The sequence below is a fragment of the Streptomyces sp. BI87 genome (assembly GCF_025957665.1).
GTDB lineage: Bacteria > Actinomycetota > Actinomycetes > Streptomycetales > Streptomycetaceae > Streptomyces > Streptomyces albidoflavus.
The window spans coordinates 6,242,701-6,268,263 of sequence record NZ_CP110079.1 but is presented as its reverse complement, the minus strand read 5'-3'; the positions used below and the strand labels follow the sequence as shown (position 1 = coordinate 6,268,263).

Here is a 25,563-nt window from a genome sequence, read left to right as displayed (position 1 = left end):
TACGGCGGGACGGGAAGGTGTGCGGGGAGAGCCTTCAGGCCGGACGGAAGCCGGTCGGACGGCTTCGCGTCAGGCGGAGTCGTCGTCCGGCGGCGGGTCCGGGACGTACATGAGGTAGTCGTCCAGCATCGACCGGTCGGAGAACAGGCCCTGGGTGAAGAGCTCCACGGCCGGGAAGGCGATGGTCTCCACGTATGCACGCAGCGACGCGGCGAATCGGGCGTCGTCCCCGTCGTCCGGATGCAGCGTGAACCACACGAGCATGCTGCCGATGTTCTGATACGCCAGGTATCGGGTGCGGGCGGCCGGGGCGCGACTGGGCCGGATCACGCCGGCGGCCTCACCCGCCGCGAGGTAGGTCTCGGCGTCGGCGATCATGTGCTCGGCCATCGCCGCCGCTAGCTCTCCGCCCCCCTGGAAGCTGCGCAACAGGTACCGGACGACGGGCGCGAACTCCTCGACCTCAGCCATCCGGGCCATCATCGAGGCCGTGCTGCCGTCCGTGACAGCCTCTTCCTTCGCGCTGCGCAGCAGCTCAAGGACGTGTTCGTCGCAGGCACGGCGCAAGCCGCCCTTGGAGCCGAAATGGTGGATGATCAATCCCGCCGTCACGCCGGCGTCGGCGCCGATCGCGCGTAGTCCCGCCCCGAAGCCGTCTCGTCCGAAGCGCCGGACGGCGGCGTCCCGGATCCGCGAACGAGTGCCGCCCTCATCCTGGGATGCGAGCTCTGTCTCTGCTGCCACACAGCCAGATTAAACAGGCGTTCAATGCCCAGGCAATGGCTCTCACACGCGGACCCGCTAAGGCTTCGTCAACGTCTCGTGCGGGGATACGCCTCCAGCTCTCGGCACCGGTCTTCGCCCGCGCGGTCTCCGGCCACGCCGATCTGCGCAAGGCCTCACGGCACCTCGCCGGGCCCACCCCAGGCTTCGCCGCCACCCTCGCCTACTACGACTCCCCGCGCGCCCCCCGCCTCCCCGCCGCCCTCACCCAGGGCCAGCGCGACTACTTCGGCGCCCACACCTACCACCGCACCGACCGCCCCGGCACCTTCCACACCCTCTGGGGCGGCGACCGGAGCGAGACCGGCACCTGATCCGCCGCAGCGGCGTCCGCGGGCCGTCCGGTGCGGCGACGCCTGCACGCAGCCGGAGGAGAGACGCTGAGGCGGCGGGGCCCTGGAACCTCCCGCTGCCCGTACAGCCCGGCATGACGGCGGGGCAGGAAGGCCTCCGTGTGCGGTGTGGAGCCTGGGCGCCTCGACCGCACCGGAGGTCTTCGTCATGATCAGGACCTGAACCGCCTCCCCACCACCGTGCTCGACGCGATGAACCGACGTCAGCGGCGCGGGCCGCTCCGTCAGCGCTGAAGGGTCAACAGGCCCGGACGGTAGGGCAGGAGGCCGTAGTCACCGCCGGAGCCGGGGCTGCGCCCCTGGTACAGGAACTGGAGATGGCAGGGATCGACGGTCATGGTCTGATCGGGGCCGGTGCGGATCAGCTCGCCATGGCTGATGTCATTGGTCCACGTGGCGCCGCTGTTGGCCTTGCCGGCGAAGGGACTGCTCTCGGTCGCGGCCTGGGGCGTCCAGGAGCCGTTCAGGCTGGTGGCCGTGAACGAGCGGAAGTAGCGGCCCTGAGAGCCGATCGCCTCGACGATCATGAGGTAGCGGTTCTGGCCCTGCAGTTTGTAGACCTGCGGCGCTTCGAACAAGTTGTTCGTCGTGTCGCTCATGACCACGGTCGAGGTCGTGCCGAAGCTGCCCGGAAAGTTCCCGATCGGCATGTCGGCCCGGTAGATCTTGCCGTTGTCACCGGCGAAGAACAGGTACATGTTCGTTCCGTCACCGATGAGCGTCTGGTCGATGGGGCCCGTGTCGGAGCCGGCGATGCTACCGGAGAAGAGCACCTGCGGGGACGACCAGCCGTTCGGGTCGGTGGGGTCGCTCGACGTCCGGTACGAGAAGGCGCTCCCGCCCCACTGGTAGGCGAGCACCCAGATGTTCTTCGGGGCGAAGTAGAAGAGCGTGGGCGCGACAGTCGAGCTGGACATCGCGTTCTGGCGGGCCGAGGCCATCTGCGACCAGTCACCGAACAGGTCGAAATTCATCGAACCCCAGCTCGTCCCCGTGTCGTGCGTCGTCGCGTAGACGAGTTGCCGGCCGTCGTAGGGGACGACGGTGAAGTCCTTGAGCGACACCCACCCCGACTTGGGCTGCGCCAGCGCACCGGTCGACGTCCAGCGGTAGGAGGACGGGAGGTCGCACGGGGCGGAGGGGTCGTCGCCGGTCTTGACCAGCCTCCACTGCTGGTTGGTACCGCCCCAGTCGTCGTACTGGACGATGTTCGCGCCGTCGGCCGTGGAGGCGCCCTGCACTTCGAGGGCCTTGCCACTGTGGCGTGAGATCAGCCGCACGTAGCCGTCCGAGCTGTCGGCCAGTCGCCACTGCTGGTTGGTGGCGTTCAGGTCGGTCCACTGGACGATCGAGCCGCCGTTCGCGGTGGACCAGTTGTAGACATCCAGCACCTTGCCGGAGAGGCGGGACTTGATGCGGTAGTGGCCGCCCCCGGAGTCGACGAACTGCCATTGCTGCTGGCTCTGATCGTTCCTGGACCACTGGGTGATACGGGCGCCGTCACCGGTCGCCATGTTGTGGACGTCGAGGGCCTTGCCGCTGTTGCGGTTGACCAGCGCGTACGAGGCACTGGTGTCCACCGTCGCCGCTTCGGCGGGCTGGGCGCCGAGGAAGGCGGACATGAGCAGCAGCGGTGACAGGACGGCGAGTAAGCGTCTGAGCAGCCGTCCCGGATGGGCCGGGGACGGATGGCGGGACCACATCGAAGAGCTCCTTGGGGGTGGGGGCGACCCCGGGACAGCGAACAGGCCGTGCGGGGCCAGGAAAGTTCCGAAAACTTTTCGAAAGGCTGCTGGATTCGATGACGCCACAAGCTAGGAATGCGCGGCTCCCCGGTCAAGTCCTCTCACGGATCTGTCTGCAAACAGTGGGTAGTCCCGAGGGATGGCACGTGAAAGCTCAGGTAGCAGCGGCCCATCGCCCCGCCGTCGGCTTCCCGGGAGTTTCGGCCGCATCACGGAAACTGTTTCTGCGAGGAGTATTGACGCTGCACTGTCAATACTCCAATCTCCCTGCCTGAGGAGCCGACCACGGTCCGATATTCGACTGCCGCCCGTCCTGGGTACCCGGAGCCGCACGACAGATCCGCCGCACCACAGCACCGATTGCTCCTGGCTCCTCGCACTGCCCTGCCCGGGCCCGCGCGCCAGTCCTTCCCTGATGTCTCTCCGGGAGATGCAGCCATGAGCTCGTACGCCCTTGCCAGACCCGCCGTCCGTCCAAGGCCCCGCTCAGTGTTACTGGCGCTGGTCGCCGGCATCCTCGGCCTGACCGTCGCACTGGTCGCGCCACCGCCCGCCCATGCGGCCGAGAGCACGCTCGGTGCCGCGGCGGCGCAGAGCGGCCGCTACTTCGGCACCGCCATCGCCTCTGGCAAGCTGGGCGACTCGGCGTACACGACGATCGCGTCCCGCGAGTTCGACTCGGTGACGGCCGAGAACGAGATGAAGATCGACGCCACCCAGCCGCAGCGCGGCCAGTTCAACTTCACCGCCGGGGACCGCGTCTACAACTGGGCGGTGCAGAACGGCAAGCAGGTGCGCGGCCACACCCTGGCCTGGCACTCCCAGCAGCCCGGCTGGATGCAGAGCCTCAGCGGCAGCACCCTGCGCCAGGCGATGATCGACCACATCAACGGCGTGATGGGTCACTACAAGGGCAAGATCACCCAGTGGGACGTCGTGAACGAGGCTTTCGCCGACGGCAGTTCGGGAGCCCGGCGCGACTCCAACCTCCAGCGCACCGGCAACGACTGGATCGAGGTCGCCTTCCGCACCGCGCGCGCCGCCGACCCGGCAGCCAAGCTCTGCTACAACGACTACAACGTCGAGAACTGGACCTGGGCCAAGACGCAGGCCATGTACACCATGGTCAAGGACTTCAAGCAGCGCGGTGTACCGATCGACTGCGTCGGCTTCCAGGCGCACTTCAACAGCGGCAGCCCCTACAACAGCAACTTCCGCACCACGCTGCAGAACTTCGCGGCCCTCGGTGTCGACGTGGCGGTGACCGAACTCGACATCCAGGGCGCCCCGGCCTCGACCTACGCCGCCGTGACCAACGACTGCCTGGCCGTGCCGCGCTGCCTCGGCATCACCGTCTGGGGCGTGCGCGACACCGACTCCTGGCGGTCGGGGGACACCCCGCTGCTGTTCAACGGCGACGGCAGCAAGAAGGCCGCCTACACCGCCGTCCTCGACGCTCTCAACGGCGGTTCCACCACGCCGCCGCCTGCCGGCGGGGGCAGCATCAAGGGCGTCGGTTCGGGCCGCTGCCTGGACGTGCCGAACTCCAGCACCACCGACGGCACCCAGCTCCAGCTGTGGGACTGCTCGGGCGGCACCAACCAGCAGTGGTCGTACACCGCCGCCGGTGAACTGAGGGTCTACGGCGACAAATGCCTGGACGCCGGCGGCACCGGCAACGGCGCCAGGGTGCAGATCTACAGCTGCTGGGGTGCCGACAACCAGAAATGGCGTCTCAACTCGGACGGATCGATCGTCGGCGTCCAGTCGGGCCTCTGCCTTGACGCCGTCGGGTCCGGCAGCGCCAACGGCACCCTGATCCAGCTCTACTCCTGCTCCGACGGCAGCAACCAGCGCTGGACCCGCACCTGAGGGTGGACGAGTCGGCGCCTGGGACACGGGGCCCTTCGCCCCGTCGAGGTCATCTCCGGCGGCCCGGAACGCCGCCGGGGGTGCCCTCGTGTCTTCGGCCTGGGAGAACCGGGGCGTGCCGACACCGGACCACCGGTGCCGAGCCGCGCAGGGGGCGTCACCGGGGTCATCTTCTTCGGACCGGCTCGATCACGGGCAGACCCGTGGGAGCCGCAGGCGGACGCGGGCGGCCCGGCACCCGGGAGTTCCCCGGGTGCCGGGCCGCCCCTCCCTGTGCTCAGCGCGGGTCGGGCTGAGGCTCCGGCGGTGCCGGTTCGGGGTAGGGCGCCGGGTCCGGCGGGGGTTCGGGCAGCGGCCCGGGGTCACCGGGGGCGGGTCCGCCCGGTCCGGGGAGCGGGCCGGGGTCCGGCGGCGGCCCGGGCGGGACCGGATCGGGGCTGCCGGGCCCAGGGGGACGCGGTCCGGGCTTGGGCCCGGGCACCGGGTCGGGCCGGTCGGGCCCCGGCGGGACGGGCCCGGGGCTCGGCGGCGCCGGGGGGACGGGGTCGGGGTACGGGTGGGTCATCGTGTCCTCCAGCCGGGGCGGCCGGGCGGGGGTGCCCCGCCGTACGGCCTGCGCCCGGAGCGGGCGTGGACGGGCGGCGCCGGAAGGTTCCGGCTCCTGATGTCTCCCACGGCTACCCGGCACGCGCGCGCCCACTCATCCGTTCGGGGGACCGGCCTCACCGGTGGCGGCCAGCGCGGCGGCCGCGAACCCGGGGCCGGGGCTGGCGAAGACCGGCGGTTCCGCGGGGAGCAGGGCGCGGGCCGGTGCCATGGACGCCTGGGCGAGCACCACGGCGTCGGTGCCCGTGAGCGGGGAGAGGGCGGCGGCCACGGCCCGGTGGTAGCCGTCCGTGTCGCCGGCCTCGAAGAGGTCCCAGGCGCCCGGGACCAGGAGGGGGGTGATCCGGGGGCGGTGGCCGGCGCGGCGGGCGGCCTCGGTGACCAGGTCGGCGGTGGGGCCGAGGGTGGAGGCGAGGGCGGCGGCCACGGTGATCCGCCCGTCCCCGGCGCGGGCGACCGCCGCCTCGGCCATCGGCCGGTCGATCCGCAGCACCGGGACGGGCGCGGGCACCGTCTCGGTGACGGCGCCCAGGGTGGAGCAGGTGCACAGGACGGCCCCGGCCCCCTCGTCGGCCGCCCGCCGCACCACCTCGGCGATCTCGGCGGCGACGGTGCCGGGCCCGTCGCGGCGGGCCCGGTCGAGGAGTTCCGGGGCGACGGTGTGGCGCAGCGTCAGGCCGGGCCGTTGCCGGTCCCGCAGGGCGTCGAAGACCGGGACGTGCACGGGCGAGGTGTGCAGCAGGGCGAGCATCCGCCGATCGTACGGTCCGGGCCGTTCACCAGAGCGAGGGGTCCTCGGCCACCTTGACGCGGGCCGCCTCCAGCAGTTCCTCGGAGGCGGGCGCCGCCTGGGCGGGGTGGCGCTGGGCCCATTGGGCGACGTAGGGGCAGAGGGGGGCCACGGCGAGGCCCTCGCGGTCGGCCGTGGCGTAGAACTCGGCGGCGAGGGCGGAGGCAATGCCGTGGCCCTCGTGGCCCGGGTCCACGATGGTGTGGACCGGGGCCAGGGCCGCCTCGGGCGCCTCCAGGACGAGGTACTGGATGTGCCCGACGACCTCGTCCTCGGCGACGGCGCGGAGCATCCCCGCCGTCCGGTCGTCGATCAGCTCGGGGACGGGACGCTCACCCGGGGACTCGCTCATTTCCTCGCTCCTTGGCCGGTCCGGCATTCCGGTCGCCACCGTACGTTCCGGGCGGCCGGGCGGCATGTGCGCGGTCAGCCGACGGGGTCCCCGGCCTCGGCGGGGGCGAACTGGGTGCGGTACAGCTCCGCGTACCGGCCCTGGCGGGCCAGCAGGGCGGTGTGGGTGCCCTGTTCGACGATGCGGCCGTCCTCCACGACGAGGATGCGGTCGGCGGTGCGGACGGTGGAGAGGCGGTGGGCGATGACCAGGGCGGTCCGTCCGTCGAGGGCTTCGGCGAGGGCTTCCTGGACGGCGGCCTCCGAGGTGTTGTCGAGGTGGGCGGTGGCCTCGTCGAGGATGACGACGCGCGGGCGGGCCAGCAGCAGCCGGGCGATGGTCATGCGCTGGCGCTCGCCGCCGGAGAGCCGGTAGCCGCGTTCGCCGACGACGGTGTCGAGGCCGTCCGGCAGCGAGGCGACGAGGCCGTCGAGGCGGGCGCGGCGCAGCGCGTCCCAGAGGTCCTCCTCGGTGGCGGCGGGGCGGGCGAGGAGGAGGTTGGCGCGGACCGACTCGTGGAAGAGGTGGCCGTCCTGGGTGACCATGCCGAGGGCGTCGCGCAGGGTGTCCGCGTCGAGGTCGCGGACATCCCTGCCACCGATCCGCACGGTGCCCGCGTCGGTGTCGTAGAGGCGGGGCAGCAGGGCGGCGATGGTGGACTTGCCGGCGCCGGAGGAGCCGACCAGGGCGACGGTCTGGCCGGGCTCGGCGCGGAAACTGACGCCGTGCAGGACCTCGGTGCCCTCGCGGCCGTCGAGGGCGGCGACCTCCTCCAGGGAGGCGAGGGAGACCTTGTCGGCGGACGGGTAGGCGAAGACCACGTCCTCGAAGGCGACGTCGAGGGGCCCGTCGGGCAGCGCCCGGGGGTGCTCCGGTGCGGCGATGAGCGGCTTCAGGTCGAGGACCTCGAAGACCCTCTCGAAGCTGACCAGGGCGGTCATCACCTCCAGGCGGGCACCGGCGAGGGCGGTCAGCGGCGCGTACAGGCGGGTCAGCAGCAGGGCGAGGGAGACGACGGCGCCCGGTTCCAGGGCCCCGCTCAGGGCGAGCCGGCCGCCGAGGCCGTAGACGAGGGCCAGGGCGAGGGCCGAGACCAGGGTCAGGGCGGTGATGAAGGTGTACTCGGCCATCGCGGTGCGCACGCCGATGTCGCGGACGCGGCGGGCCCGTCCGGCGAACTCGGCGGACTCGTCCGCGGGCCGGCCGAAGAGCTTGACGAGGGTGGCGCCGGGGGCGGAGAACCGCTCGGTCATCCGGGTGCTCATGGCGGAGTTGTGCTCGGCGGCCTCGCGGCGCAGGGCGGCCATGCGGCGCCCTGTGCGGCGGGCCGGGAGGACGAAGACCGGGAGCAGGACGAGGGCGAGCAGGGTGACCTGCCAGGAGAGGCCGATCATGACGACGAAGGCGAGGACCAGCGTGGCGACGTTGGAGACGATGCCGGCGAGGGTGTCGCTGAAGGCGCGCTGGGCGCCGATGACGTCGTTGTTGAGGCGGCTGACCAGGGCCCCGGTGCGGGTCCGGGTGAAGAAGGCGACCGGCATCCGCTGGACGTGGTCGAAGACGGCGGTCCGCAGGTCGAGGATGAGCCCTTCGCCGAGGCGGGCGCTGAGGCCCCGGGCGACCATGCCGAGTCCGGCCTCGGCGACGGCGATGCCGGCGATGAGCAGGGCGAGCCGGGTGACGAGGGAGGGGTCGGAGCCGGAGACGAAGGCGTTGACGACCTGTCCGGCGAGGACGGGGGTGGCGACGGCGAGCAGTGCGGTGGCGACGCTGAGCACCACGAACCAGCCGATGCGGACGCGGTGCGGTCGGGCGAAGGCGGCGATGCGGCGCACGGTGGCGCGGGCGAGGGGGCGGCGGTCCTGTTCGGCGTGGAGGACGCTGTAGAGCTGCGTCCATGCCGTGGTCTCCATGCTCATGGGGGTGAAGCTAGGACCTCGACTTAAGTCGAGGTCAAGGGCGCCCGGCCGGAGGGGGTTCCTCCGGCCGGGTCGCGCTCCGGCTGGGGCGGTCAGAGGTCGGCGGCCGCCAGCATGCCGGCCTCGTACGAGCCGCCGGGCTGGCGCACGATCACGGCGAGCCGGTTGGCGGCGTTGATCACCGCGACCTGGCAGACCAGGGCGGCGATCTGGTCGTCGTCGTAGTGGGCGCGGACCTGCTCCCAGGTGGCGTCCGAGACGCCCTGGTGGGCGTCGGCGAGCCGGGTGCCCTCCTCGGCGAGGGCGAGGGCGGCCCGCTCGGCCTCGGTGAAGACGGTGGACTCGCGCCAGGTGGCGACCAGGTGGAGCCGGGTGGCGCTCTCCCCGGCGGCGGTCGCCTCCTTGGTGTGCATGTCGACGCAGTGGCCGCAGCCGTTGATCTGGCTGGCCCGCAGCGACACCAGTTCCTGGGTCGAGTGGGGCAACGGGGACTGGAGGATCACCTGGGCGGCGCCGAAGAACCGCTTGGCGAACCGGGTGGAGAGTGCGTTCTCGAACAGGGGGAAGCGGGCATTCATGGTGGTGTCCTCACGTGTTGCCGGTGGTGGTGCGGAACAGTCACAAGACGCCGGCCGCCCCGCCCGCCGTGACAGGGCTGGCACGTGACGAGCGCCACCGTGATGCGGTGTCACAACGCGGCGCCCTGCGGCGTCCTGTGCGCATGAGGACCGAAGCGAGCGACCAGGACGGGCAGGAGCGGGCGATGGAGACCGAGCACGGCGGGCGGACCGGGGCGGACGCGGCGACGGAGGCGTTCGTCGCCCACCGGAACCTGCTCTTCACCGTCGCCTACGAGCTGCTCGGCTCGGCGGCCGACGCGGAGGACGTGCTCCAGGAGACCTGGCTGCGCTGGTCGGGCGTCGACCTCGCCGAGGTCCGCGAACGGCGCGCGTACCTGGTGCGGATCACCACCCGGCAGGCGCTGACCCGGCTGCGGACGCTCGGCCGCCGCAAGGAGTCCTACGTCGGCCCCTGGCTGCCCGAACCCCTGCTCACCGCACCCGACGTGGCCGAGGACGTGGAGCTGGCCGACAGCCTCTCGATGGCGATGCTGCTGGTGCTGGAGACGCTGGCGCCGACCGAGCGCGCGGTCTTCGTGCTGCGCGAGGTCTTCGCGGTCGAGTACGCGGAGATCGCCGAGGCGGTCGGCAAGAGCCAGGCCGCGGTCCGCCAGATCGCCCACCGGGCCCGGGCGCACGTCGCGGCGCGGCGCCCGCGCTCCGCCGCCTCGCCGGCCGAGACCCGGCGGGCGCTGGAGGCGTTCCGCAGGGCGACGCTGACCGGTGACCTCCAGGGGCTCGTCGACATCCTGGCGCCGGACGTGGTCATGCTCGGCGACGGCGGCGGCGTGAAGCAGGCGGCGCCCCGGCCGGTCGTGGGCGCCGACAAGGTGGCGCGGCTGCTGGTGTCCGGGGTGGGCAAGGTCCCCGGCATCGGCGCGGACTCGCTGCGGCCCACGCAGGTCAACGGCCACCCGGCGCTGGTCCTCAGCCTCGGCGGGGAACTGGACACCGTCGTGGCGCTCCGCCTGGACGAGGGCCTCGTCACCGGGATCTACGCCGTGCGCAACCCCGAGAAGCTGACCGGCATGAAGCGCGCCGCCGCCCTCTCCCGCTGAGCGGGCGCGGACCGTCAGCCCAGCAGGAGGAGCTGGACCCCGCCGACGACCGTGGCCGCGAGGACCAGCTGGCCGAAGAGGCTCTGGTTGATCCGGTGGGCGAGGGCCCGCCCCAGCAGGGCGCCGGGGACGACGAAGAGGACCAGGACGGCGTCGAGCAGCAGGGAGGGCCCGTCGATGAGCCCGAGGCCGACGCTGAAGGGCACCTTGGAGGTGTTGACGATGAGGAAGAACCAGGCGGACGTGCCCAGGAACCCCAGCTTCCGGAAGCCCGCGGAGAGCAGGTAGAGCGACATCACCGGGCCGCCCGCGTTGGCGACCATGGTGGTGAAGCCGCCGAGGACGCCGTAGCCACGGGCCTTCAGGCGGCCGCCCCGGCCGGTCCCGGGCTCCTCGTCCGTCCCGGCCGGCGCGCGGGCGGCCTTCCGGCGGCGCCAGTACGTCATGGCGGACATCGCCAGCAGGATCGCGCCGATCGAGGTGCGGACCGCCCCGTCGTCGGCGAGGGCCAGGAAGGCGGTGCCGGCCAGCACCCCGGCGGCGACGGCCGGGAAGAGGCGCCAGAGCGTCGGCCAGTGGGCGTGCCGACGGTAGACGAGGACCGCGCAGATGTCGCCGACGATGAGCAGGGGCAAGAGGACGCCGGTGGACTCCTTGGCGGGCAGGACCGCGGCGAAGACGGCGAGGCTGATGGTGTTGGCGCCGCTGACGGAGGTCTTGGAGAAGCCCACGAGCAGCGCGGCCGCGGCGAGCAGGGCGAACGCCCCGGGAGTGATCGTGTCCATGCGGAGGCCGATCCTATGCCGGGGTGTCAGGCGACCGTCCGGCAGCCCCGGGGGGCCGTGCCCGGCCCGCCGTGCGGCCGGCTCAGTGCGCGACGGCGTCCGAGTCGTCGGCGGAGGCCTCGCCCCGGTCGAGCCCGGAGATCTCGTCGAGTTCGGCCCCGGACAGCTCGAAGCCGAAGACGTCCAGGTTCTCCCGCATCCGCTCGGAGTGGCCGGACTTGGGCACCGGCACGATGCCCTGCTGGACGTGCCAGCGCAGCACGATCTGGGCGGGGGTGCGCCCGTGCCGCTCGGCGGCCCGCCGCACCGGCTCCTCGGCGAAGACGGTCCCGTCGCGGCCGAGCGGGCTCCACGCCTCGGTGACGATGCCGAGCTTCTCGTGGTGGGCCCGGACGCCGTCGCGCGTGTGGTACGGACTCAGCTGGATCTGGTTGACGTCGGGCACCACCCCGGTGGTCTCGATGATCCGGTCCAGGTGGTGCGGCTTGAAGTTGGAGACGCCGACCGCCTTCAGCGTCCCCTCCCCCATCAGGTCGGCCAGGGTCCGGAAGGTCTCCACGTAGGCGTCCTGGGCGGGGTCGGGCCAGTGGATGAGGTACAGGTCGAGGTGGTCGGTGCCCAGGCGGGCGCAGCTCTCCTCGACGGCACGGCGGGTGCCGGTGCCCTGCTGCTCCTTGGTGAGCTTGCTGGTGACGAAGAGCTCGTCGCGGGCGACGCCGCCGCCGCGCAGCCCTCGGCCGACGCCGATCTCGTTGCCGTAGAGCGCGGCGGTGTCGATGAGGCGGTAGCCGTTCTCGATGGCGGTGGCGACGGCGTGCTCGGCCTCGGTGTCGTCGAGCGGGTAGGTGCCGAAGCCGAGGCGGGGCATCTCCGCGCCGTGGCGCAGCCGGACGGTCGGGGCGAGGGGCGGGATCGGTCCGGTCATGGCGTCGGGACTCCTCGGGTCGGGGTCGGGCGGGCCGTGGCGGCGGGCGTGAGACAGGTTTGCCCGCGACTTCCATGATCCTTAGGGTGCGGGTCATGTGCGACACGATCCTGACCAGCCGGTGAGCGGCGACCCCTCGGACATATCCGGCCCCGGGGGCCCGCGATGACCGGGGTGCTGGAAGGCTTCGCGGTCATCGGGGCCCTCATCGCCGCCGGTTACCTTGCAGGACGCGCCCGCGTCCTCGGGGAGCAGGGCGGCCCCGTGCTGACCCGGCTCGCCTTCCACGTGGCCTCCCCCGCCCTGCTCTTCACCACCCTCGCCGACGCCGACCTCGGCGCGCTGGCCTCCCCGGGCCTGCTGGTCACCGCCGCCTCGACGCTGCTGGTGGCAGGCGTCTACATCGCGGTGGGCGCGCTACGCCATTGGGGTACCGGGCCGACCACGATCGGCGCCCTGTGCGCGGGGTACGTCAACGCCGGGAACCTCGGCATCCCGATCGCGGTCTACGTGCTCGGCGACGCCACCCTGATCGCGCCGGTCCTCCTCTTCCAGCTGCTGATCGTCTCGCCGCTGGCGCTCACCGTCATCGACCTCTCCCGGCCGGGGGCGCGCGCCTCGCCGCTGGCGGTGGTCACGGCGCCGCTGCGCAATCCGGTGGTGCTCGGTTCGCTGGCGGGGGTGGCGGTGGCGGCCGCCGGGGTGCGGGTGCCCGCTCCCCTGCTCGACCCGGTGGAGCTGCTGGGCGCGATGGCGGTCCCGGCGGTGCTGCTGGCCTTCGGGATCTCGCTGCGGGGCGCCACCCCGCCGGCCCGGGGGCCGGAGCGGGGGCAGGTGCTGCTGGCGGTCGGGCTGAAGACGGTGGGCCAGCCGGTGGCGGCGTGGGCGGTGGGCGCGGGGGTCTTCGGGCTGACCGGCCCGGCGCTGCTGACCGTGGTGGTCACGAGCGCCCTGCCGGCCGCGCAGAACCTCTTCACCTACGCCTCGCGCTACGACACCGGCGTCCGGCTGGCCCGCGAGGCGGTGCTGCTCTCCACGGTGCTGGCGGTGCCGGCGCTGGTGACGGTCGCGGTGCTGCTGGGCTGAGGGCGGCCGGGGCCACAGGTCCCCGGCCGGGCCGTCGTCCTCAGCGGGCCTCCTCGCCCTCGGGCAGCGGGGCCGCGAGCGCCTCGGCGACCGTCTCGTGCACCGGCAGGGCGCTCTGGAGACCGATGAGCCCGAAGAGCCGCTCGACGAAGGGGGAGAGCGCGGCGAACCGCAGCCGGGGCCCGATCGCGCCGTACGCCTGGAGGAAGACGTTGACGGTGCTGGAGTCGGCGAAGCCGACCCCGGAGAGGTCCACCACGACGGGGCCGGAGACGGTGGCGGCGGCGTCGGAGAGGGCGGGGCCCAGGGGGGTGATGTTCTCCAGGTCGAGATCGCCGCCGAGCTGGACGACGATGCCTCCGCCTTCGGGGCGCTGCCGGATCTGGAGCGAACGGTCAGCGGGACGGGGGGACGGCTGGGCTGAGGACACGACAACCTCTCTGATCAACCGGCGGGAGGCCGGTGGTCGTGGACGATGCGCCCCGGAGCCGTACGCACCACGGCCACGGGCCGCGGCGCGAGGCCACACGATATGAGCGAGCGTCAGGCTTTGACAACAAGCGACTTCCCCCGTTTCTTCACACTTCCCCCGGAGAACCCCCGCCGGCATGGCCGGGCCGCCGGAGGTCAGGTCAGCAGGCGGCCTGGGGAGTCAGGGCGAAGGCGGCGGTGACGCGCTTGCCGACCGGCACCCGTTCGGCGATGACGCGGTCGGCGACGGCCCGGACGATCTCCAGCCCGTGGCCGCCGAGGCGCGTCGGGTCCGGCTCGTACCAGCGCGGCAGGGCCGAACTGCTGTCGTAGACGGTGACCGACAGCTGACTGTCGGTGCCCTCCAGCTCCAGGACGTACGGACCGTGGCTGTGCCGCTCGGCGTTGGTGACCAGCTCACTGACCACCAGCAGCAGGTCGTCGGCGAGCCGGGGCCGTGGGGCGGCCAGCCACTCGGCCTGGAGCTGCTGGAGGAAGCGGCTCGCGACCTCGCGGGCTCGCGCTATGCAGCCCGGTTCGCCGTCGAACTCCACTGACTGCCGCAGCGGTTCGACGGAGTCCGCCGCGGTGAAGGGAAAGCCCGTGTCCATGGTGACCTGTTCGTTCATCTGCTCCTGCCAGTGCACCCGGTGAGAAGCTCTGTGGGTTCTCCTCGAATCCCTTGTGCCCCGTGATTCCCCGGGTATGTCTCCTTCCGCCGTGAAAGGTGTCACGCGGCGGAAGTCCCAGGTCAGGAGCGGCCCGGGAGCCGTACCACCGTGACGAAGAAGTCGTCGATCTGCTTGACCGCCGCGATGAACTGGTCCAGGTCGACGGGCTTGGTCACGTAGGCGTTGGCGTGCAGCTTGTAGCTGCGCAGGATGTCCTCCTCGGCGGACGAGGTGGTGAGCACCACGACCGGGATGAGGGCGAGCTCCGCGTCCGCCTTGATCTGCGCGAGGACCTGCCTGCCGTCGTACTTGGGCAGGTTGAGGTCGAGCAGGATCAGGTCGGGGCGGGGGGCGTCGGGGTAGGCGCCGCGCCGGTAGAGGAAGTCGAGGGCCTCCTCTCCGTCCCGGACGACGTGGAGGGTGTTGCGGATCTTGTTGTCCTCGAACGCCTCGCGGGTCATCAGCTCGTCGCCGGGGTCGTCCTCGACGAGCAGGACTTCGATGGGCTGGGCGGGGGTGGTCACTGTCCGTCTCCCGGGAGGCTGGTGGTGGCAGGGGTGAGCAGGTCCGACCGCGAGCCGGTGACGGCGGCGGGCAGGGTGAAGTGGACGCGGGTGCCCCGCACCTCACCGGCGTCGCCGTCCTCGCCGGAGCCGGTGACCGGCTCCAGCCAGATCCGGCCGCCGTGGAACTCGACGATCTTGCGGCAGAGGGCGAGGCCGATGCCGGTACCGCCGTAGGCGTCCTTGGCGTGCAGCCGCTGGAAGATCACGAAGACCTTCTCGGAGAACTCCGGGGCGATCCCGATGCCGTTGTCGGTGACCGACAGGTGCCAGGTGTCGTCGGCCTCGCGGACGCAGTCCACCTCGATCCGGGCCGGCACGTCGGGGCGGCGGAACTTCAGGGCGTTGCCGAGGAGGTTCTGCCAGAGCATGGCGAGGGTGGTGGGGTCGCCGCTGACCTCCGGCAGGGGGGTGTCGCGGACGACGACGGCGCCGCTCTCCTCGACGGCCAGCTCGAGGTTGCCCAGCGCCCGGTCGAGGGCGGCGTCGAGGGAGGTCTGCTGCCAGGCGTCACCGACCCGGCCGACGCGGGAGAAGGTGAGCAGGTCGTTGATGAGGACCTGCATCCGCTTGGCGCCGTCGACCGCGAAGTCGATGTACTGGCGTCCGCGGTCGTCCAGTTCGGCCCTGTACCGCTTCTCCAGCAGCTGGCAGAAGGAGGCGACCTTGCGCAGCGGCTCCTGGAGGTCGTGCGAGGCGACGTAGGCGAACTGCTCCAGCTCGGCGTTGGAGCGGCGCAGCTCGTCGGCCTGGCCGGTGAGCAGGGTCTCGCGGGTCCGGGCCGCGACCAGTTCCTCGACCAGGCGGCGGCGCATCGACTCGACGGCGGTGCCGACGGCCCGGAGGTCGGAGGGGCCGCCCACCTCGATGCGGCGCTCGAAGTCACCCTCGCGGACGCGTTCGGAGGCGACCGCCAGGCTCTCCAGGGGCCGGCCGACCATGCGGTGCAGGAGCAGCGCGAGGACGACCACGGCGAGGACGAAGACGACCAGGACCACGACGAGCACGATGTCGCGGACCGAGCGGGCGTCGTTCAGCTCGGCCCGGGTGGCGGCGCGGGCCTCCTCCAGGTGGCTCTGCTGGGCCTCGAAGAGGTCCCTGATGTAGTCGAACTGGAGCTTGCTCTCGGTGACGTCGACGGCGGTGGCGGCCTGCGGACCGCCCTCGCGGACGGCGGCGATCAGCGGCTCGGCCTGCTCGCGGCGCCACTCGTCGGCCGCCTTCTCGATGCGCTCCACGTCCTCGGCGAAGCGGGCGTCGCCGCCGATGTACCGCTCGATGCGGGCGATGTGGTCGCGCTCGCCCTCGCGGCCCTCCTCGTAGGGGGTGAGGAAGGAGGTGTCGCCGGTGAGGACGTACCCCCGGACCCCGGTCTCCTGGTCCAGCAGCGACTTCTGGAGCTGGAAGGCGATGGAGCGGGCCGGCTGGATGCGGTCGACCAGTTCGTTGGTCCGGTCGTTGGTACGGAAGAGCAGCGTGCCGGCGACCGCGGTGCAGCCGAGGACGACGACGACCATCGCCGCCAGGACCAGGCGGACCCAGCCCTGGACGGAGAGGCGCTCCTGGAAGGTCTTGCGGGCCTGGCTCACGACTTCCCCCATCCGAGGTGCAGAACGGCGACGTCATCGGCGAGGCCCCCGAAGGGGGCGGCACCCTCGCTCGCCCCGTCGACGAGGGCGTCCACGAAGGCGGCGGGCTCCAGGTCCGCGTTGCGCAGGGCCAGCTCCAGCAGGCCCTCCTCGCCGAGGCGGGTGTCGGGGCCGGTGCGGCCCTCGAAGAGGCCGTCGGTGAAGAGGACGACATGGCCGCCCTCCGGCAGCTCCACCTCCTCCTGCGGCCACTCGCCCCGGCCGGGCAGCAGTCCGAGGGCCATGCCGCCGGGCGTCTCCACCTGGCGGACGGTGGCGCCGGAGCGGATCAGCATGCCGGGGTGGCCCGCGCGCACCACCCGGACCGAGCGGCGGTCGGGCGGGAAGACGAGGAGGGTGACGGTGGCGAAGACGTGCGGGTCGGAGCGTTCGGCGACCAGGATCTCCTCCAGCAGCCGGACCTTCTCCAGCTGCTCGGTGCCGCACAGCACGGCGGTGCGCCAGGCGACGCGCAGGCAGACGCCGAGCGCCGCCTCGGCCGCGCCGTGGCCCGAGACGTCGCCGATGACCGCGTGGACGGCGCCGTCGGCGGTCTGCACCACGTCGTAGAAGTCGCCGCTGAGCAGGCCGTGGGCGCGGCCGGGCTCGTACCGCGCGGCCGCGCCGAAGTCCTCGCCGTGCAGCAGCGGGACGGGCAGCAGGCCGCGTTCGAGCCGGGCGTTCTCCTGGGCTATCCGCTCGTTGGCGCGCAGGGCCGCGGAGGCGCGTTCGACCTGCTTGCGCTGGAGGGCGTAGCGGACGGCGCGGCTGAGGGTCTCGGGGTCGAGGTGGCCCTTGCCGAGGTAGTCCTGGGCGCCGGTGGCGACGGCGGCGAGCCCCGCCTCGGACTCGGCGAGGCCGGTCAGCACGACGATGGCGGCGTCGGGGGCGGAGTGCACGATGCGGGTGACCGAGTCGAGGCCGTGCACGTCCGGGAGGTGCAGGTCGAGCAGGACGCAGACCAGGCGGTCGCAGCCGGAGAGGTAGCTCTGGGCCTCGGCGAGGGTGCGAACGCTGACCAGTTCGGCGTCGAGGTCGCTGTCGGCGAGCGTCTCCTCCAGCAGGAGCGCGTCGCCGGGGTCGTCCTCGACGAGAAGCAGTACGGCGTCGACGGCTCTGAGGGAGCCGCCCACGGGTCCGGTGCCGTTCAGTGGATTCATCGTTCCTGCCGTCCTCGGAGGAGGCGGCATCACCTGCGGGAGCAGCACGGCTGCGCTCCACCCCCTCACTCACCTGTGACTCGCGCGTGCGGCGCCACCGGCCGGAAGCATATGCGACAAGGGCTGGGGCGTACGCCCCCGAACGGGGCCCGGGGCGGGCACATCCGGCCGTGGCAGGGGGCGTGCGCGGCGCACTGTGTCCGGGCTCACTCGGTCATACCGGGGCAAGCGGCCCACGGGCCGGTCCGCAGGGGCGCGATCCGGTCAAGGCGATCACCGCGGGGAGCGCGCACCGGACTGTCGCCCGCGGGCCCGCGGGGGCTGACGGCCGGGCGCCGGGGGCGGTAGGGCAGACTCGGCCGGGTGCGCAACATCTATGTCATCGGTATGGGATCGGGAGATCCGGATCAGCTGACCCTTCAGGCGGTGAAGGCGATGCGGCGGGTGGACGTGTTCTTCCTGCTCGACAAGGGCGAGGAGAAGGCGGACCTGCTGCGGCTGCGCCACGAGATCCTGGCGGAGCACGCCGGGGACCGCCCGTACCGGCTGGTGGAGGCCAGGGACCCGGACCGCGACCGGGACCGCGGCGCGGGCACCGCCGCGTACACCGAGGCGGTCGAGGACTGGCGCAGCCGCCGGGCCGACGTCTACGAGCGGATGATCACCGACGAGCTGCCCGAGGACGGCACGGGCGCCTTCCTGGTCTGGGGCGACCCGGCGCTGTACGACTCCACCCTCGGCATCCTGGAGGAGATCCTCCAGCGTGGCCGGGTGGCCTTCGACCACGAGGTGATCCCCGGCATCAGCAGCGTCTCGGCGCTCCTGGCGCGGCACCGCACCGGGCTCAACCGGGTGGCCCGCCCGGTGCAGTTCACCACCGGGCGGCGGCTGGCGCAGGGGTGGCCGGAGGGGGTGGACGACCTGGTGGTGATGCTCGACGCCCAGCAGGCGTACCGCCACCACCTGGGCGAGGACCCGGTCATCCACTGGGGCGCCTACGTGGGGACGCCCGACGAGATCCTGGTCTCGGGCCGGCTGAGCGAGGTCGCCGACCGTATCTCGGAGCTGCGCGCCGAGGCGCGTGAGCGCAAGGGCTGGATCATGGACACCTACCTCCTGCGGCGGGGCTGAGTACGCCGCCCGCCCCGCGCCCAGGCCGTCCGGCCCCGCCCGCACCCGGGCGGGGCCGGACGGCCGTTCCGCGCACGGGAATGGCTGGCCCATATACCCCCGGGGGCATCTGTTACGGTGAAACTGGATACCCCGGGGGGTAATGAGCCGCAGAGCAAGGAGTGAGCAGCGTGTTCTTCGTCGAGACGATCGCGATACCCGGTCTGGGCAACCGCCACTACCTGGCGGGCGGCGCCACCACCGCCGTCGCCGTGGACCCCCCACGCGACATCGACCAGGTCATCGCCGCCGCCGCGCGCCGGGGTGTGCGCATCGCCCTGGTGGTGGAGACCCACGTCCACAACGACTACGTCTCCGGCGGGCTGGAACTGGCCCGGGTCACCGGCGCCGAGTACCTCGTCCCGGCCGCCGCCCGGGTCGCCTTCCCCCGCACCCCGGTCCACGACGGCGACAGCGCCGACGTCGACCAGGACCTCACCCTGCACGCCGTGGCCACCCCCGGCCACACCCCGCACCACACGGCGTACGTCCTGCACGAGGCGGGCGCGCCGGTGGCCGCCTTCACCGGCGGCTCGCTGCTGATCGGCACCGTCGGCCGCCCCGACCTCGTGGAGCCCCGCCTCACCGAGGAGCTGGCCCGCGCCCAGCACGCCTCCGCCCACCGCCTCGCCGACACGCTCCCGGACGCGACGGCCGTCCTGCCGACCCACGGCTTCGGCAGCTTCTGCTCCTCGGCGCAGGCGGACGGCGAGACCAGCACCGTCGGCCAGGAGCGGAGCGCCAACGAGGCGCTGGTCAAGGACGCCGACACCTTCGTCGCGGAGCTGCTGGCCGCCCTCGACGACGTCCCGGCCTACTACGCCCACATGGGCCCGGTGAACAGCACGGGCCCCGCCCCGGTCGACCTGACCCCGCCGGCCACCGCCGACCCGGCCACGCTCGCCGACCGCCTCGCCGCCGGCGAATGGGTGGTGGACCTGCGCCACCGGGTGGCCTTCGCCGAGGGGCACGTGCCCGGCACCTACAACTTCGAGGCCGACGGGCAGCTCGCCACCTACCTGGCCTGGCTCATCCCCTGGGGCAAGCCCGTCACCCTGCTCGCCGAGAGCCCCGCCCAGCTCGCCGAGGCCCAGCGCGAACTGGTCCGGGTCGGCATCGACCGCCCCGCCGCCGCGGCGACCGGCGGCCCCGCCGACTGGCTCCCGCCGGGCACCGCGCCCGCCTCCTTCCGGCGCGCCACCTTCGCCGAGCTGGCCGGGGAGCGCCCCGCCGCCGTCCTGGACGTACGCCGCGACAGCGAACGCGCCGGGCGCCGGATCGAGGGCTCCCTGCACATCCCGCTCCACACCCTCGCCGGACGCCTGGACGAACTCCCCGAGGGACCCGTCTGGGTGCACTGCGCCGGCGGCATGCGCGCCGCCGTCGCCGCCTCCCTGCTGGACGCGGCGGGCCACGAGGTGGTCGCCGTCGACGACTCCCTCGACCACGCCGAGGCCGCCGGGCTCACCGTCACCTGAGCCCGCCCCGTACGCCACGACCGCACCGCCGCACGAACGGAACCACCCCGCGCCATGTCCCACCCCGGCTGTCCCCCGCTCCGCTCCGTCCCGTCCGAGGGCACGGCATGAGCGCCGTGGTCCTCGCCCTGCTGGCCGGCGCGGTGGTCGGGCTCGCGCTCGGCGGCATGGGCGGCGGCGGCAGCGTGCTGGCCGTCCCGGCCCTGGTCTACCTGCTGGGCTTCTCCCCCGTGGAGGCGACCACCGCCAGCCTGGTCATCGTCGCGATCACCACGGCCACCTCGCTGTACGCCCACGGCCGCGACGGCAACGTCCGCTGGCGGGCCGGCCTGCTCTTCGCCGCCGCCGGGCTCCTCCCGGCCGTCCTCGGCGGCCTGCTCGCCGCCCGGCTGCCCGAGGCCCTGCTCACCGCCGCCTTCTCGGTCCTGGCCGCCGTGGCCGCCGCCGGGATGCTGCGGGCCCGCGACGAGGCTCCCGCCACCGGCGGGACGAACACCGCACGCGCGGCCGGGGCGGGAGCGGGGCTGGGCGCGGTGACCGGGCTGCTCGGGGTGGGCGGCGGGTTCCTCGGGGTACCCGCCCTGGTGCGGGTGGTCGGGCTGCCGATGCGGGCGGCGGTCGGCACCAGCCTGCTCGTCATCACCCTGACCTCCACCGCCTCCCTCGCGGCCCGCGGCGGCACGCTCTCGGCGCTGGACTGGACGGTGGTCGGGCCCTTCACCGCCGCCGCCGTCCTCGGCGCCTGGGACGGCCGGCGGCTGGCCGCGCGGGTCTCCGGGCGCGCCCTGCAACGCGTCTTCGGAGCGGCGCTGCTCGCCGTCGCCGCGCTGATGCTGGTGGACGCCTTCGTCCTGCGCTGACGGGGACACGCCACCGCACGGAACCGGAAACGATCACAGAACGTCCCCACCTCCATGACCACGACGAAGCGGAACCGCCCGGAGGCCGACGGCAGAGCCGAGACCACCGGAGGCTGCCTCGCCGCCGCCCTCGGCGGGGCCGCCGGACTCGGCTCCTGGGCGGTGGCGGCTCCCCGCCGGTGGCCCGGCGAGTTCGAGACCAGCCCGAACTGGAGCGTGCTCTACCTCGACTTCCCCGCGATGGTGCTGATCGGGATCGCACTCCCCCTCCTCGCCTGGACGGTGGCCGCCCGCACCACCTCCTCCCCCGCCCTGCGCGCCGGCGCGGTCCTCCTCACCACCGCCCTCTTCGTCGCCGCGGCCCTCGGCTGGTACGCCCCCGCCCGGCCGACGACCCCACTCTGACCCGGCGGTGCGGGCGTCCCGGTGGCGGAGTTCAACGCCGAGCTGAGCCGGTACAACGCGGTGGCCGCCGAGGAGGCGGCCCGGGCGGGCGCCCTCTTCGCCGACCTGTACGCCGCCTTCACCGAGGCGCGGGAGGCCGCGCCCGGCGCCGGCCCGCTCTGGTCGGACGGCGTCCACCTCTCCCCCGCCGGTGACGCGGTGGCCCACCGCGCCGTCCTCGCGGCTCCCGCCGGGCCGGGAGGCGGGCCGGGCCGCTGCTGACCGGCACGTCGCGGCGGGAACCCCGCGCGGATCACGGAAGATCGCCTCATGGGATTCCTCGACGCCCTCTTCGGCCGCCGCAAGCAGATCCAGCCCAACCTGGACGACTGGTTCGCCCTGCCCTCGGCCGCCCTGGAACTCCAGGCGGCCACCGGCTTCACCCCCACCGGCCGGGGGGCGGTCTGCTTCACCGGCGTCGAGGGCGGGCAGTTCGCGCGGCTCAAGCAGGAGATCAGGGAGCTGCTGGACACCGACACCGCCCAGGGCGGGGAGCCGGTGGAGTACAGCCAGGACCGGTACGGCTACACCTGGCTCCAGGTCGAGCAGCCCCCGGACGACCTCCCGGCCCTCGTCAACGACCTGCACACGATCAACAGCATGCTCCAGGACCACGGCTGGGGCCCGCAGCTCCTCTGCTCCCTCGTCGGCTTCACCGGCCCGGAGGAGAGCGACGAGGCGGGGCGGCCGCTGGGCCTGGTCTACCTCTACAAGCGCGGCACCTTCTACCCGTTCGCGCCCCGGGAGGCCGACCGCCGCGACAACGCGCTGGAGCTGCGCGTCCAGGGGGCGCTGGAGCACGAACTGCCGCTGGAGGCGGACCTCGGCCGCTGGTACCCGCTGTGGAACAGTCCGGCGCTCAGCGGTCCGTGACGGTCGGGGAGGGGCTGGGCTCGCGTCCGGGTTCGTCGCCCGTGGTGTACGAGGAGGTGGAGCCGGAGGCGCCGCCGGCCAGCCCGGCGAGGAGGAAGACCACCAGCAGCACGGTGGCGGGCGTGCCCAGGACCAGCGGCCGGGTGGCGGACCCGGAGGCGCCGAGGTTCTCGGTGACCCGGCCGACCTCTTCGGCCTCCTCGGCGTCGGTGCCCAGGGCGCCCGGACGGTCGCCGAAGAACCCCTTCGGGTAGGCGGGGGTCAGCATCATCGCGTACGCGCCGGTGCGCATGCGGAAGCGCAGGACGGCGGCGGACGCCTCGAAGAGGGGCTGCGGGACGCGGCCCATGACGAGCACGATCAGCCACCAGATGAGCCCCAGCGCCCACCAGCCGGAGGAGGCCAGCGCCTGCACGATCAGCGCGGGGATCAGCAGGATCAGGCGGAAGAGGACGGCGAGGCGGTTGAGCCGGTCGCCGGCGACCTCGACGCGCACCGGGTAGTGGGGGGCGTGCAGGGCGAACGGCGGGTACCGGTCGACCAGGAGCATCGCCTCGGCCTCCACCCGGGTCGCCCAGCCGAGGTAGCCGGCGAGGAAGCGGTACAGCGGGTCGGGGACGCGGGCGGTGGCGAGGGCGGCGAACCAGGTGGCGATCGTCGCGAACCACGCCGCGATGTGCAGGAAGAACAGCGCGACGAAGTGCGGTACGAGCAGCAGCAGCCGGAAGAAGACGGTCAGGCGGCGCTGCGGGCCCGGTGCGGGGATGTCGAGCTGCGGCAGGCGCTCCATTGGTGCGGAGGGCGGAATCGGTCCCGCCCACGGGCCTTCGGTCATGGCGGCTCACTCCCGGCCTGATCGGCATAAACCCTCAGATTTCCGGCGCGGGAGGGGGCGGGCAAGCCGGGTCGGCCGGGCGGGTGAGCGAAGTCCGGCGATCCGGCCGGTTATTGGTATGGACATGCCCAGCGGGCACTTCTAAGCTCCTGCCGAGCCTGCATGAGAGCGCTCTCACCACTTCCGTTCCCACCCCCACTCCGCTGGAACGACGAAAGGGTCCCCCGTGAGACGCACCACGAGACGCACCACGAGACGCACCACCGCAGCACGCGTCGGCCTCTCCTCCCTGCTGCTCGCCGGCAGCTGGGCCGCGTTCGGCCTGACCCCCGCGGCGACCGCCGCCCCGGACCCCGCGCCCGTCGCCTCCGGCGCGGTGCTGGCCGGGATGGAGCGGGACCTCGGCCTCACCCCGGCGGAGGCCAAGGCCCGTCTGGCCGCCGAGAAGGAGGCGACGGCGGTCGAGAAGAAGGCCCAGCGCGCCGCCGGCGCCGCGTACGGCGGCTCCTGGTTCGACGCCGAGAAGGGCGCGCTGGTGGTGGCGGTCAGTGACAGCGCCGCGGCCGAGGCCGTGACCGAGGCGGGCGCCTCCGTTCGGCTGGTGGAGCACAGCGCGAAGACCCTGGACGCGGCGAAGGAGCGGATCGACGGCCTGGACGCGCCGCGGGGCGTGGCCGGCTGGCGGGTGGACCCGCAGGCCAACAGCGTCGTGGTCAGCGTGGTCGGGGACCAGGCGGACGGAAAGGCGGTGCGCGGCTTCGTGGAGCGGGCGCGGGCGGCCGGACCCGTCGAGGTGGAGACGGTGGCGGCGGCGCCGGAGACCTTCGCGGCGGGCACCGTCGGCGGGGACCCGTACTACACGGGCAACGTCCGCTGCTCGATCGGCTTCTCGGTGCACGGCGGCTTCGTCACCGCCGGCCACTGCGGGCCGGCCGGCCAGGGAGTACGCGGCTGGGACAACAGCACGATCGGCTCGTTCCAGGGCTCCTCGTTCCCCGGGGACGACATGGCGTACGTGAGCGTCGGCAACGGCTGGTGGACCGTGCCGGTCGTGCTCGGCTGGGGCACCGTCTCCGACCAGCTGGTGCGCGGCTCGGCGGAGGCGCCGGTCGGCGCCTCCATCTGCCGGTCCGGCTCCACGACCCATTGGCACTGCGGCACGGTGCTGGCCAAGAACGAGACCGTCAACTACAGCCAGGGCGCGGTCCACCAGATGACCAAGACCAGCGTCTGCGCCGAGGGCGGCGACTCGGGCGGCTCGTTCATCAGCGGCGACCAGGCCCAGGGCGTCACCTCCGGCGGCTGGGGCAACTGCTCCGGCGGCGGTGAGACCTGGTACCAGCCGGTCAACGAGATCCTGGGCCGGTACGGGCTGACCCTGCACACCGCCTGACCTCTCCGGACGACGACGTGGCCCCTCGCACCCGGCTCCGGCCGGGTGCGAGGGGCCACACGCGTTCCGGCCGGGGCCCGGTACGGCCCGATTCGGCACGTTTCGCGCCGGTGAGGAGAGAATGGAGGGGAAAGAGTTGTCAGCCGGTGAGAGGTGCTCCGATGGCTGGTCGGCGGGGATCGCGGTTCGCGGGTGACCGGGGGCTCACCGCGCGCATGGTCATGACGATGTTCTTCATCGGACTGCTGTACGTGGTCCTGGTGGGGGTGCTGCTGGCGGTGGCGCAGGGCTCCTGGCCACTGATCGTGCTGCTGGTCGGCGGGCTCTTCGTGGCCCAGTTCTGGTTCAGCGACTCCATCGCGGCGTACGGGATGGGGGCGCGGCAGGTCACCCGGGAGCAGGCGCCGGAACTGCACGGGGCGGTCGACCGGATCTGCGCCCTGGCCGACATGGAGAAGCCGAAGGTGGCCATCGCCGACAGCGACGTGCCGAACGCCTTCGCCACCGGCCGCAGCGAGAAGACCTCCCTGGTCTGCGTGACCACCGGGCTGCTGCGGCGGCTGGAGCCCGAGGAGCTGGACGGCGTCCTGGCGCACGAGATGTCGCACGTGGCCCACAAGGACGTGGCGGTGATGACGATCGCCTCGTTCCTCGGCGTGCTGGCCGGGGTGATCACCCGGGTGGCCCTCTGGGGCGGCCTGGCGAGGGGCGGACGCGGCGGCAACAACCAGGCGGGCCTGCTCATCATGCTGATCCCGCTGGTCAGCGCGGTGGTCTACGCGGTCGGGTTCCTGCTGACCCGGCTGCTGTCGCGGTACCGGGAGCTGTCGGCGGACCGGGGCGCGGCCCTGTTGACGGGCCGGCCCGCGGCGCTGGCCTCGGCGCTGACGAAGATCACCGGCCAGATGGGCCGCATCCCGACCCGGGACCTGCGCGAGGCCGAGCCCTACAACGCGTTCTACTTCGTGCCGGCCTTCTCCTCGGGGCAGAGCATGGCCCGGCTCTTCTCCTCCCACCCGACGCTGGAGCAGCGCCTTGAGCAGCTGCGGAAGATCGGGCGGGAGCTGGGGCGGCCCTGAGGCGC

The 25,563-nt window shown here is 73.2% G+C and carries 25 protein-coding genes and 1 pseudogene; 12 read left to right on the top strand and 14 right to left on the bottom strand.

What is annotated here, in order from left to right:
* Nucleotides 1–69 precede the first annotated feature (69 nt).
* A complete protein-coding gene (locus OIM89_RS28080; RefSeq protein ID WP_047467666.1) occupies nt 70–744 on the bottom strand; it encodes a TetR/AcrR family transcriptional regulator in 675 nt (224 codons plus the stop codon).
* Nucleotides 745–917: 173 nt separating this feature from the next.
* On the opposite strand from OIM89_RS28080, the pseudogene OIM89_RS28075 reads away from it, so the two are divergent.
* A pseudogene (locus tag OIM89_RS28075) lies at nt 918–1,097 on the top strand (NADP-dependent phosphogluconate dehydrogenase); the annotation flags it as partial.
* Nucleotides 1,098–1,360: 263 nt separating this feature from the next.
* On the opposite strand, the gene OIM89_RS28070 reads toward OIM89_RS28075, so the two are convergent.
* Nucleotides 1,361–2,839, bottom strand: coding sequence for a non-reducing end alpha-L-arabinofuranosidase family hydrolase (locus tag OIM89_RS28070; protein ID WP_264491712.1), 1,479 nt, complete (start codon nt 2,837–2,839; stop codon nt 1,361–1,363).
* A 480-nt stretch (nt 2,840–3,319) separates the two neighbouring features.
* Between OIM89_RS28070 and OIM89_RS28065 the strand changes: the two genes are divergently transcribed.
* Nucleotides 3,320–4,753, top strand: a complete 1,434-nt coding sequence (locus OIM89_RS28065) for an endo-1,4-beta-xylanase (RefSeq protein ID WP_030695337.1) — start codon at nt 3,320–3,322, stop codon at nt 4,751–4,753.
* A gap of 700 nt (nt 4,754–5,453) precedes the next feature.
* On the opposite strand, the gene OIM89_RS28060 is transcribed toward OIM89_RS28065, so the two are convergent.
* From OIM89_RS28060 to OIM89_RS28045, 4 genes are all read right to left on the bottom strand, one after another.
* The gene (locus OIM89_RS28060; protein ID WP_264491711.1) at nt 5,454–6,110 is read right to left on the bottom strand and encodes an aspartate/glutamate racemase family protein; all 657 of its coding nucleotides are present in this window, start codon (nt 6,108–6,110) and stop codon (nt 5,454–5,456) included.
* A 25-nt stretch (nt 6,111–6,135) separates the two neighbouring features.
* The gene (locus OIM89_RS28055) at nt 6,136–6,501 is read right to left on the bottom strand and encodes a GNAT family N-acetyltransferase (RefSeq protein ID WP_030695335.1); all 366 of its coding nucleotides are present in this window, start codon (nt 6,499–6,501) and stop codon (nt 6,136–6,138) included.
* Nucleotides 6,502–6,575: 74 nt separating this feature from the next.
* Nucleotides 6,576–8,459 carry an ABC transporter ATP-binding protein gene (locus tag OIM89_RS28050; RefSeq protein ID WP_047467670.1) on the bottom strand — a complete coding sequence of 628 codons (1,884 nt, stop codon included), beginning with the start codon at nt 8,457–8,459 and terminating at the stop codon, nt 6,576–6,578.
* Nucleotides 8,460–8,551: 92 nt separating this feature from the next.
* Entirely contained in the window at nt 8,552–9,037 is a 486-nt protein-coding gene (locus tag OIM89_RS28045) for a carboxymuconolactone decarboxylase family protein (RefSeq protein ID WP_047139775.1), read from the bottom strand.
* 185 nt (nt 9,038–9,222) lie between these two features.
* On the opposite strand from OIM89_RS28045, the gene OIM89_RS28040 reads away from it, so the two are divergent.
* Nucleotides 9,223–10,137 carry an RNA polymerase sigma-70 factor gene (locus OIM89_RS28040; protein ID WP_217467680.1) on the top strand — a complete coding sequence of 305 codons (915 nt, stop codon included), beginning with the start codon at nt 9,223–9,225 and terminating at the stop codon, nt 10,135–10,137.
* A 14-nt stretch (nt 10,138–10,151) separates the two neighbouring features.
* Here the strand turns inward: OIM89_RS28040 and OIM89_RS28035 are convergent, their stop codons facing one another.
* A complete protein-coding gene (locus tag OIM89_RS28035) occupies nt 10,152–10,922 on the bottom strand; it encodes a sulfite exporter TauE/SafE family protein (protein ID WP_264491710.1) in 771 nt (256 codons plus the stop codon).
* Between the two features lie 82 nt (nt 10,923–11,004).
* A complete protein-coding gene (locus OIM89_RS28030; protein ID WP_030695331.1) occupies nt 11,005–11,847 on the bottom strand; it encodes an aldo/keto reductase in 843 nt (280 codons plus the stop codon).
* A gap of 165 nt (nt 11,848–12,012) precedes the next feature.
* Here OIM89_RS28030 and OIM89_RS28025 point away from each other — a divergent pair, with 165 nt between their 5' ends.
* Nucleotides 12,013–12,933, top strand: a complete 921-nt coding sequence (locus tag OIM89_RS28025; protein ID WP_195731313.1) for an AEC family transporter — start codon at nt 12,013–12,015, stop codon at nt 12,931–12,933.
* Between the two features lie 40 nt (nt 12,934–12,973).
* On the opposite strand, the gene OIM89_RS28020 is transcribed toward OIM89_RS28025, so the two are convergent.
* The 5 genes from OIM89_RS28020 to OIM89_RS28000 form a co-directional block, all read right to left on the bottom strand.
* The gene (locus OIM89_RS28020; protein ID WP_030695329.1) at nt 12,974–13,363 is read right to left on the bottom strand and encodes an STAS domain-containing protein; all 390 of its coding nucleotides are present in this window, start codon (nt 13,361–13,363) and stop codon (nt 12,974–12,976) included.
* Nucleotides 13,364–13,565: 202 nt separating this feature from the next.
* Nucleotides 13,566–14,033, bottom strand: coding sequence for an ATP-binding protein (locus tag OIM89_RS28015; RefSeq protein ID WP_030695328.1), 468 nt, complete (start codon nt 14,031–14,033; stop codon nt 13,566–13,568).
* 122 nt (nt 14,034–14,155) lie between these two features.
* Entirely contained in the window at nt 14,156–14,599 is a 444-nt protein-coding gene (locus OIM89_RS28010) for a response regulator (RefSeq protein WP_003946767.1), read from the bottom strand.
* A complete protein-coding gene (locus tag OIM89_RS28005; RefSeq protein ID WP_030695327.1) occupies nt 14,596–16,227 on the bottom strand; it encodes a sensor histidine kinase in 1,632 nt (543 codons plus the stop codon). Before OIM89_RS28005 ends, OIM89_RS28010 begins: the two co-directional genes overlap by 4 nt.
* Nucleotides 16,224–17,426 carry a PP2C family protein-serine/threonine phosphatase gene (locus tag OIM89_RS28000; RefSeq protein WP_030695326.1) on the bottom strand — a complete coding sequence of 401 codons (1,203 nt, stop codon included), beginning with the start codon at nt 17,424–17,426 and terminating at the stop codon, nt 16,224–16,226. The genes OIM89_RS28005 and OIM89_RS28000 overlap by 4 nt, the downstream gene beginning before the upstream one ends.
* A 363-nt stretch (nt 17,427–17,789) precedes the next feature.
* On the opposite strand from OIM89_RS28000, the gene cobF reads away from it, so the two are divergent.
* The 6 genes from cobF to pspAB all read left to right on the top strand — a co-directional run bounded on the left by cobF (nt 17,790) and on the right by pspAB (nt 22,251).
* Nucleotides 17,790–18,557, top strand: coding sequence for a precorrin-6A synthase (deacetylating) (cobF, locus tag OIM89_RS27995; protein ID WP_030695325.1), 768 nt, complete (start codon nt 17,790–17,792; stop codon nt 18,555–18,557).
* Nucleotides 18,558–18,727: 170 nt separating this feature from the next.
* Nucleotides 18,728–20,074, top strand: coding sequence for an MBL fold metallo-hydrolase (locus OIM89_RS27990; RefSeq protein ID WP_047467675.1), 1,347 nt, complete (start codon nt 18,728–18,730; stop codon nt 20,072–20,074).
* A 107-nt stretch (nt 20,075–20,181) separates the two neighbouring features.
* Nucleotides 20,182–20,934 (top strand): sulfite exporter TauE/SafE family protein, encoded by a 753-nt coding sequence (locus OIM89_RS27985; RefSeq protein ID WP_030695323.1) that lies wholly within the window; start codon nt 20,182–20,184, stop codon nt 20,932–20,934.
* A 54-nt stretch (nt 20,935–20,988) separates the two neighbouring features.
* Entirely contained in the window at nt 20,989–21,339 is a 351-nt protein-coding gene (locus OIM89_RS27980; protein WP_030695322.1) for a hypothetical protein, read from the top strand.
* Nucleotides 21,340–21,360: 21 nt separating this feature from the next.
* Nucleotides 21,361–21,600, top strand: a complete 240-nt coding sequence (locus OIM89_RS27975; RefSeq protein WP_030695321.1) for a hypothetical protein — start codon at nt 21,361–21,363, stop codon at nt 21,598–21,600.
* 48 nt (nt 21,601–21,648) lie between these two features.
* A complete protein-coding gene (gene pspAB / locus OIM89_RS27970; protein ID WP_030695320.1) occupies nt 21,649–22,251 on the top strand; it encodes a PspA-associated protein PspAB in 603 nt (200 codons plus the stop codon).
* Here the strand turns inward: pspAB and OIM89_RS27965 are convergent.
* Nucleotides 22,238–23,086: a DUF4389 domain-containing protein gene (locus tag OIM89_RS27965; RefSeq protein ID WP_217467668.1), complete on the bottom strand. Its 849-nt coding sequence runs from the start codon at nt 23,084–23,086 to the stop codon at nt 22,238–22,240. The two genes, pspAB and OIM89_RS27965, sit on opposite strands and share 14 nt — an antisense overlap.
* A 226-nt stretch (nt 23,087–23,312) precedes the next feature.
* Between OIM89_RS27965 and OIM89_RS27960 the strand changes: the two genes are divergently transcribed.
* Nucleotides 23,313–24,479 carry an alpha-lytic protease prodomain-containing protein gene (locus OIM89_RS27960; protein ID WP_030695318.1) on the top strand — a complete coding sequence of 389 codons (1,167 nt, stop codon included), beginning with the start codon at nt 23,313–23,315 and terminating at the stop codon, nt 24,477–24,479.
* Nucleotides 24,480–24,640: 161 nt separating this feature from the next.
* Nucleotides 24,641–25,558 (top strand): zinc metalloprotease HtpX, encoded by a 918-nt coding sequence (gene htpX, locus OIM89_RS27955; RefSeq protein ID WP_030695317.1) that lies wholly within the window; start codon nt 24,641–24,643, stop codon nt 25,556–25,558.
* Nucleotides 25,559–25,563 lie beyond the last annotated feature (5 nt).

Bases quoted from the DNA above. Each gene is read 5' to 3' on its own strand.
- OIM89_RS28070 (WP_264491712.1), bottom strand. From the start codon at position 2,839: ATGTGGTCCCGCCATCCGTCCCCGGCCCATCCGGGACGGCTGCTCAGA.
- OIM89_RS28065 (WP_030695337.1), top strand. From the start codon at position 3,320: ATGAGCTCGTACGCCCTTGCCAGACCCGCCGTCCGTCCAAGGCCCCGC.
- OIM89_RS28060 (WP_264491711.1), bottom strand. From the start codon at position 6,110: ATGCTCGCCCTGCTGCACACCTCGCCCGTGCACGTCCCGGTCTTCGAC.
- OIM89_RS28055 (WP_030695335.1), bottom strand. From the start codon at position 6,501: ATGAGCGAGTCCCCGGGTGAGCGTCCCGTCCCCGAGCTGATCGACGAC.
- OIM89_RS28050 (WP_047467670.1), bottom strand. From the start codon at position 8,459: ATGAGCATGGAGACCACGGCATGGACGCAGCTCTACAGCGTCCTCCAC.
- OIM89_RS28045 (WP_047139775.1), bottom strand. From the start codon at position 9,037: ATGAATGCCCGCTTCCCCCTGTTCGAGAACGCACTCTCCACCCGGTTC.
- OIM89_RS28040 (WP_217467680.1), top strand. From the start codon at position 9,223: ATGGAGACCGAGCACGGCGGGCGGACCGGGGCGGACGCGGCGACGGAG.
- OIM89_RS28035 (WP_264491710.1), bottom strand. From the start codon at position 10,922: ATGGACACGATCACTCCCGGGGCGTTCGCCCTGCTCGCCGCGGCCGCG.
- OIM89_RS28030 (WP_030695331.1), bottom strand. From the start codon at position 11,847: ATGACCGGACCGATCCCGCCCCTCGCCCCGACCGTCCGGCTGCGCCAC.
- OIM89_RS28025 (WP_195731313.1), top strand. From the start codon at position 12,013: ATGACCGGGGTGCTGGAAGGCTTCGCGGTCATCGGGGCCCTCATCGCC.
- OIM89_RS28015 (WP_030695328.1), bottom strand. From the start codon at position 14,033: ATGAACGAACAGGTCACCATGGACACGGGCTTTCCCTTCACCGCGGCG.
- OIM89_RS28000 (WP_030695326.1), bottom strand. From the start codon at position 17,426: ATGAATCCACTGAACGGCACCGGACCCGTGGGCGGCTCCCTCAGAGCC.
- OIM89_RS27985 (WP_030695323.1), top strand. From the start codon at position 20,182: ATGAGCGCCGTGGTCCTCGCCCTGCTGGCCGGCGCGGTGGTCGGGCTC.
- OIM89_RS27980 (WP_030695322.1), top strand. From the start codon at position 20,989: ATGACCACGACGAAGCGGAACCGCCCGGAGGCCGACGGCAGAGCCGAG.
- pspAB (WP_030695320.1), top strand. From the start codon at position 21,649: ATGGGATTCCTCGACGCCCTCTTCGGCCGCCGCAAGCAGATCCAGCCC.
- OIM89_RS27965 (WP_217467668.1), bottom strand. From the start codon at position 23,086: ATGACCGAAGGCCCGTGGGCGGGACCGATTCCGCCCTCCGCACCAATG.
- htpX (WP_030695317.1), top strand. From the start codon at position 24,641: ATGGCTGGTCGGCGGGGATCGCGGTTCGCGGGTGACCGGGGGCTCACC.